Genomic DNA, 6,168 nt, shown 5'->3' on the forward strand with positions numbered 1-6,168 from the left:
ACAAAACCCCTACCTTAAAGTATGGGGATTTCCCTGTTGCCTGTTGCCCGCCCTCTGTTTTCTTTTAACCGTCAACAGTCAACCATCAACCACTAGTAGTCAGGGTAAGGGGTAAAGGATAAGGGATTTAAAACCTTTGCCCTTTCCCCTTTACCCTTTACCCCGCCAAGTTCACTTGGCGAACTACTAGTTCCCTGAGATTCTGGGGTTGACATTGGAAAAATGACAAATTACTACCCATTTATTTACAAAACTTAATTTTATCTCAGACAAACAAGATTATCTATTGCAATTTGATGCATTAAGGCTACATATTCTACATACTTCTTAATAAACCTGCCTTGAGAACCCAAAACGTTTTAATCTAAAAGCTAACTGGGTTAATTTACTGGCAGTTTTGCAGGCAGTACTCATAGGCTCATTAAGCATAGACGCACCGATGTGTCAAGCCTCAAAGCGACCCAGACTTAACACATAAACGATTATGATGGGAGTTTTACAAATCCGATGAGTGTTAAGGCAAGTGGTGGAAGCTCAGTTGCGCGTCCGCAACTATATCAAACCCTAGCTGTAGCGACAATTACCCAAGCGGAGCAGCAAGACCGCTTTTTGGGCACTGGTGAACTAAATGAACTGGCAAGCTATTTTGCATCTGGTGCAAAGCGTCTAGAAATTGCCCAGACGCTCACGGAAAATTCTGAGATCATCGTATCTCGAGCTGCCAACCGGATTTTTGTCGGTGGTTCGCCAATGGCTTTTTTAGAAAAGCCCAGAGAACCAGAACTAGTAACTGCTGGTGCTGGTAGTGGTGATGTTCAACAAGGGATGCAACTAGGAACAATAACTTACGTTGAAAGCCGTGGTGGGTTCCTAGAAAATTTACGCTCAATTTTTAACTCATCCCCCTCAGGCCCCACACCTCCAGGTTTTAGACCAATTAACATTGCTCGTTATGGCCCAAGTAACATGGCCAAGAGCTTGCGGGATTTATCTTGGTTCTTGCGCTATGCTACTTATGCGATCGTTGCTGGCGACCCCAACATCATCGCAGTGAATACACGCGGTTTACGGGAAATAATTGAAAATGCCTGCTCCGGTGAAGCGACAATAGTGGCTTTGCAAGAAATTAAAGCTGGGGCACTTTCCTTTTTCCGTAAAGATCCTGAGGCTACAGAAATTGTGTCTCAGTATATGGATGTTCTGCTTACAGAATTCAAAGCAGCCACACCCTCTAATAAACTACGCCAACGTCCTTCTGGCGACCAGCAAGGTTTACAACTGCCACAAATTTACTACAATGCGGCAGAACGGCGTCCTAAGTTTGTGATGAAACCTGGGTTGTCAGCTACCGAAAAAAATGAAGTAGTGAAAGCAGCCTACAGACAAATCTTTGAGCGCGACATTACCCGTGCTTATAGCTTGTCTATTTCTGACTTAGAATCAAAAGTCAAAAATGGTGACATCTCCATGAAGGAGTTTGTTCGCCGTTTAGCTAAATCTCCTCTTTACCAAAAACAGTTTTACCAGCCTTTTATTAACAGCCGAGTCATTGAACTTGCTTTCCGTCACATTCTGGGACGGGGGCCAAGTAGCCGCGAAGAAGTACAAAAATATTTCTCCATCATTTCTACTGGTGGTCTAGCAGCTTTAGTAGATGCTTTAGTAGATTCTGCTGAATACGGCGACTATTTTGGAGAAGAGACAGTACCTTACCTCCGTGGTCTGGGTCAAGAAGCCCAAGAATGCCGTAACTGGGGGCCGCAACAAGACCTGTTTAACTACAGTGCGCCTTTCCGTAAAATACCTCAGTTCATTACTACGTTCGCGGCTTACGAGCAACCCCTACCAGACCAGCATCCCTACGGTTCTGGTAACGATCCGTTGGAAATTCAGTTTGGGGCAATTTTCCCAAAAGAAACTCGCAATCCCAGCACTAGTCCGGCTCCTTTTAGCAAGGATACCAAACGCATCCTGATTCACCAAGGGCCAGGTATTAATAACCAAAATAGTAATCCTAAGGCACGGGGTGAAGCTCCTGGAACTCTTGGACGCAAAGTGTTCAAGTTAGATCAATTACCTGGGACTGTTGGCAGAAAGGCTCCGAAAAATTCTAGCGTCAGATTCTCTGAAAGCTCTACCCAAGCAGTGATTAGAGCTGCTTACCTACAAGTTTTCGGTCGCGATGTTTACGATGGTCAGCGGCAAAAGGTGTTGGAAATCAAGCTGGAAAACGGCGACATTTCTGTACGCGAGTTTATCCGTGGTTTGGCTAAGTCAGATGTATTCCGCAATCTGTACTGGTCATCGCTGTATGTTTGTAAAGCGATCGAGTATATTCACCGCCGGTTGTTGGGTCGTCCAACTTACGGTCGTCAAGAAATCAACAACTACTTTGATATCGCTGCTAAACAAGGCTTTTACGCAGTAATTGACACCATCATTAACAGCGTAGAGTACAGCGAAGCATTTGGTGAAGACACAGTTCCTTACGAACGGTATTTGACTCCTGCTGGTGTATCAGGACGACAACTGCGTGTTGGTAGTATTCGTGAAGATATTACCCCGAAAGTCCAGAAGGAAGTAACGCCGACCTTTGTAACACTTGGTACTGTCACTGAAAACCGGTCACAACCAGATATTCAGTTCCGCATTAACCAAGGTGTTAGCAAGCAACGCGAACAAACCAAAATCTTCAAGTTGGTGGCAAATACCAAAGATAAAGTTGCAGTGCAAACTTTGATTAGCGCTGCCTATCGTCAGATTTTTGAGCGGGATATTGCACCCTACATCGCTAAAAATGAATTTACGGCGTGGGAAAGCAAGCTGGGCAACGGCGAAATCACTGTGAAAGAATTTATTGAAGGTTTGGGTTACTCAAATCTTTACCTGAAAGAATTCTATACACCATACCCCAACACCAAAGTAATTGAGTTGGGAACCAAACACTTCCTGGGACGTGCCCCACTAGACCAGGCAGAAATCCGCAAATATAACCAGATTTTAGCTACTCAAGGTATTCGTGCCTTCATTGCAGCTTTGGTAAATAGTGTCGAATATAACGAAGTGTTCGGTGAAGATACTGTACCTTACCGTCGTTTCCCGACCTTACCAGCGGCAAACTTCCCGAATACTGAGAAGCTTTACAACCAGCTAACCAAGCAAAATGACGATGTAGTTGTACCGAGCTTTAAGCCCGTGCAACCCCGCCCAGGCTCTGGCGATACACCACTTTTAGCCCAGGCGATCGCAGATATCGCCAGCCAAAAAGCGAGCCAGCCGTCCTATGCTGAACTAGGTCGTTCTTACAGCAATGGTAGTGGACAAACCGTAGAACTAGGTGTGCGTAAACATGCACGCATTTACCGTTTAACAGAAAGCACCAGCCTAGTCGAAAGACAACAGGCTGTTAATGCCATTTACTCTCAGGTATTGGATATTTATAGCGGTAAATTAACCGATAATTTCCGCCTGAGCGAGCTAGATAGCAAACTCCAGAATGGTGAAATTTCTGTCCGCGAGTTTGTGCGCCAACTAGCTAGTTCCGAAATCTATCGCCAGCGCTTCTGTTTACCTTATCCCCGTGCCAAGGTAATCGAGTTCCTCTTCCGTCATCTATTGGGACGCGCGCCTGCGACTCAAGAAGAAATTCGGGAGTATAACAAGCTGCTAGATGAGAGCGGTTTGCCAGGGGCTGTAAAAGCAATCGTGGAAAGCCCAGAATATAACCGCTACTTTGGTGAAGATGTTGTCCCTTACAATCGCTTTCCATCCCTGCCAGCAGGTAACTACCTTGGTAGCGTGCAGGCGGCTGAATAGGGACTAGGGAGATGGGGAGATGGGGAGATGGGGGAGATGAAGGAGTAGGGAGCAGGGGGAGAAAATCTTCTTCTGTGTCCCCTGCCCCTAGAGCCTCTGCCCCATGCCCCATGCCCTTTCTCAACCTTTTGTAATACTGCTCTCAGATTGCAGCTAAAAGAGTAAATCTGAAAAGTAATATTACAAAGTGTTAAGAGCAGTCATAAATGCTCAACAGAATGCCGGAAAATGTTTTGCGGAAGGTAGCTGAGTTTAAAAGCTTGTGTACTTATGTTGACTCAAGCTAACTCTTAATTTATTAGCCTTAGCAGTTGTGAGACTGTAATGTCTAAAACAATGAGAAAATAAACTCAGTTGACTAAATCAAAGTCGCACCAGTTTAATCAAATCCTGGTTTCATTCGTATTGGAGGAATCCATTAATGAGTATCGTCACGAAAGCGATCGTGAATGCTGATGCAGAAGCTCGCTATCTCAGCCCCGGTGAATTAGATCGGATCAAATCCTTTGTAGCAGGTGGCGAGCGCCGTCTGCGGATTGCTCAAGTTTTGACAGACAATCGCGAACGGCTAGTTAAGCAAGCTGGCGACCAACTATTCCAAAAGCGTCCTGATGTTGTGTCTCCTGGTGGTAACGCTTACGGTCAAGAATTGACAGCTACTTGTCTGCGTGACCTAGATTACTACCTCCGCCTCGTTACCTACGGTATCGTTGCTGGCGACGTTACCCCCATCGAAGAAATTGGTGTTATCGGTGCCCGCGAACTTTACAAGTCCTTGGGAACTCCTATTGATGCTCTTGCTGAAGGTATTAAAGGAGTGAAGGCTGCTGCTTCTAGCCTGCTGTCTGGTGATGACGCTGCTGAAGCTGCTACCTACTTCGACTATCTCGTTGGTGCTTTACTAGGCTAGACCTGTTTACTAGGCATCAAACAGAAGTATTGCAATACAGTTGGATATAAGGGATTAACAACATGGCTCAAGACGCAATTACCGCTGTTATTAACTCCGCGGACGTTCAAGGTAAATACCTCGATACCGCTGCTTTAGAGAAGCTGAAAGTTTATTTTTCCACTGGCGAACTGCGGGTACGTGCTGCTAGCACCATCAGCGCCAACGCTGCTACCATTGTCAAAGAAGCTGTAGCAAAATCTTTGCTGTACTCTGACATCACTCGTCCCGGCGGCAACATGTACACTACCCGTCGTTATGCTGCTTGTATCCGTGATTTGGACTACTACCTCCGCTATGCAACCTACGCTTTGTTGGCTGGCGATCCTTCCATCCTAGATGAGCGTGTGTTGAATGGCTTGAAAGAAACCTACAACTCTCTGGGTGTACCTGTTGGTGCTACCGTCCAAGCTATCCAAGCAATCAAAGAAGTAACTGCTAGCTTGGTAGGTTCTGATGCTGGTAAGGAAGTTGGTGTTTACCTAGACTACATCTCCTCTGGCTTAAGCTAAAAGCTGGTTTGCGCTTAAGAATTTAGGTGCGGCTTTATTAAGGTCTGGAAATCAACCGTGAGTGCTAGAACGTTATATTGCTTATCTTGTGTCTATTATCAGTGATGAGTGTTGGTGGTCTAGTATTGATGTTTGATTTCCAGCCTTGGAAAAAATAATTTAAAGATTTGCACTCAAAATTTAGAAATAAAAAAGTTTCCACAAACAATACAGGAGATTTTCACAACATGGCCCGTTTGTTTAAAATTACTGCTCTTGTTCCCAGCCAAACCCGAATTCGTACCCAACGCGAACTGCAAAACACCTATTTCACTAAGCTAGTTCCCTATGAGAACTGGTTCCGCGAACAGCAACGCATTCAAAAAGCAGGTGGTACAATCATCAAAGTTGAACTAGCAACCGGTAAACAAGGTGCTAATACTGGTTTGTCCTAATTGCTGTAGACAGAACATTTATTTTAGGGAATTGGTTAAGAGGTCGAGAATGACCTCTTTTTTGTTGTTGGTTAACTGTTGACAGTTGACAGTTAAGTGTCAGCGGTCAACTGTATGAGTGAGTACGCAATTTAAAAGTCTAATAGTTTAATAGAGAATTAATTGAGAATAGTTACTAAAAACATAATCAAATGTTTCTAGCTTGGTAAGGGGTAAGCCTTACTGGGCTAACTACAAGCCTCTCTATTGAGTTTCTATCGAAGATAGAGTCCCCAACTACCTTTCTTAATATATTTAGCGAACCATTTAAATCTGCTGAGTAGATTTTTCCTGAGTTAGACCTAAACAAACCTCTCTTGATTCTTCTGCCTAAATATTGCTCATGTTTTTTAATGGGTTCCAAATCCAGAAAACTACATTTGGATGTGTAGCTCTCCTCGCTGATTTGTACTTTGAT

5 protein-coding genes and 1 pseudogene are annotated in these 6,168 nt (G+C 44.4%); 5 read left to right on the forward strand and 1 reads right to left on the reverse strand.

Translation table 11 applies throughout. The annotated features are described in order from the left end of the window. Positions 1-507: 507 nt before the first annotated feature. The 5 genes and pseudogenes from VF06_RS08440 to VF06_RS08455 form a co-directional block, all read left to right on the forward strand. A pseudogene (locus VF06_RS08440) lies at positions 508-3,810 on the forward strand (phycobilisome rod-core linker polypeptide); the annotation flags it as partial. Between the two features lie 17 nt (positions 3,811-3,827). Continuing rightward, on the forward strand, positions 3,828-3,950 hold the full coding sequence (locus VF06_RS42500; RefSeq protein ID WP_257207478.1) for a hypothetical protein: 123 nt from the start codon (positions 3,828-3,830) through the stop codon (positions 3,948-3,950). Between the two features lie 287 nt (positions 3,951-4,237). Next, the gene (gene apcA, locus VF06_RS08445) at positions 4,238-4,726 is read left to right on the forward strand and encodes an allophycocyanin subunit alpha (protein WP_099067873.1); all 489 of its coding nucleotides are present in this window, start codon (positions 4,238-4,240) and stop codon (positions 4,724-4,726) included. A 62-nt stretch (positions 4,727-4,788) separates the two neighbouring features. Further along, positions 4,789-5,277 carry an allophycocyanin subunit beta gene (gene apcB / locus VF06_RS08450; protein ID WP_099067874.1) on the forward strand — a complete coding sequence of 163 codons (489 nt, stop codon included), beginning with the start codon at positions 4,789-4,791 and terminating at the stop codon, positions 5,275-5,277. A 227-nt stretch (positions 5,278-5,504) separates the two neighbouring features. Continuing rightward, positions 5,505-5,711 (forward strand): phycobilisome linker polypeptide, encoded by a 207-nt coding sequence (locus VF06_RS08455; RefSeq protein ID WP_073640732.1) that lies wholly within the window; start codon positions 5,505-5,507, stop codon positions 5,709-5,711. Between the two features lie 187 nt (positions 5,712-5,898). Here VF06_RS08455 and VF06_RS41965 read toward each other — a convergent pair. After that, positions 5,899-6,168 (reverse strand): RNA-guided endonuclease InsQ/TnpB family protein (locus VF06_RS41965; RefSeq protein WP_143874516.1); only part of this gene is annotated, 270 nt, incomplete at its 5' end.

It is taken from the genome of Nostoc linckia z4 (genome assembly GCF_002608075.1).
Classification (GTDB): Bacteria; Cyanobacteriota; Cyanobacteriia; order Cyanobacteriales; family Nostocaceae; genus Nostoc; species Nostoc linckia.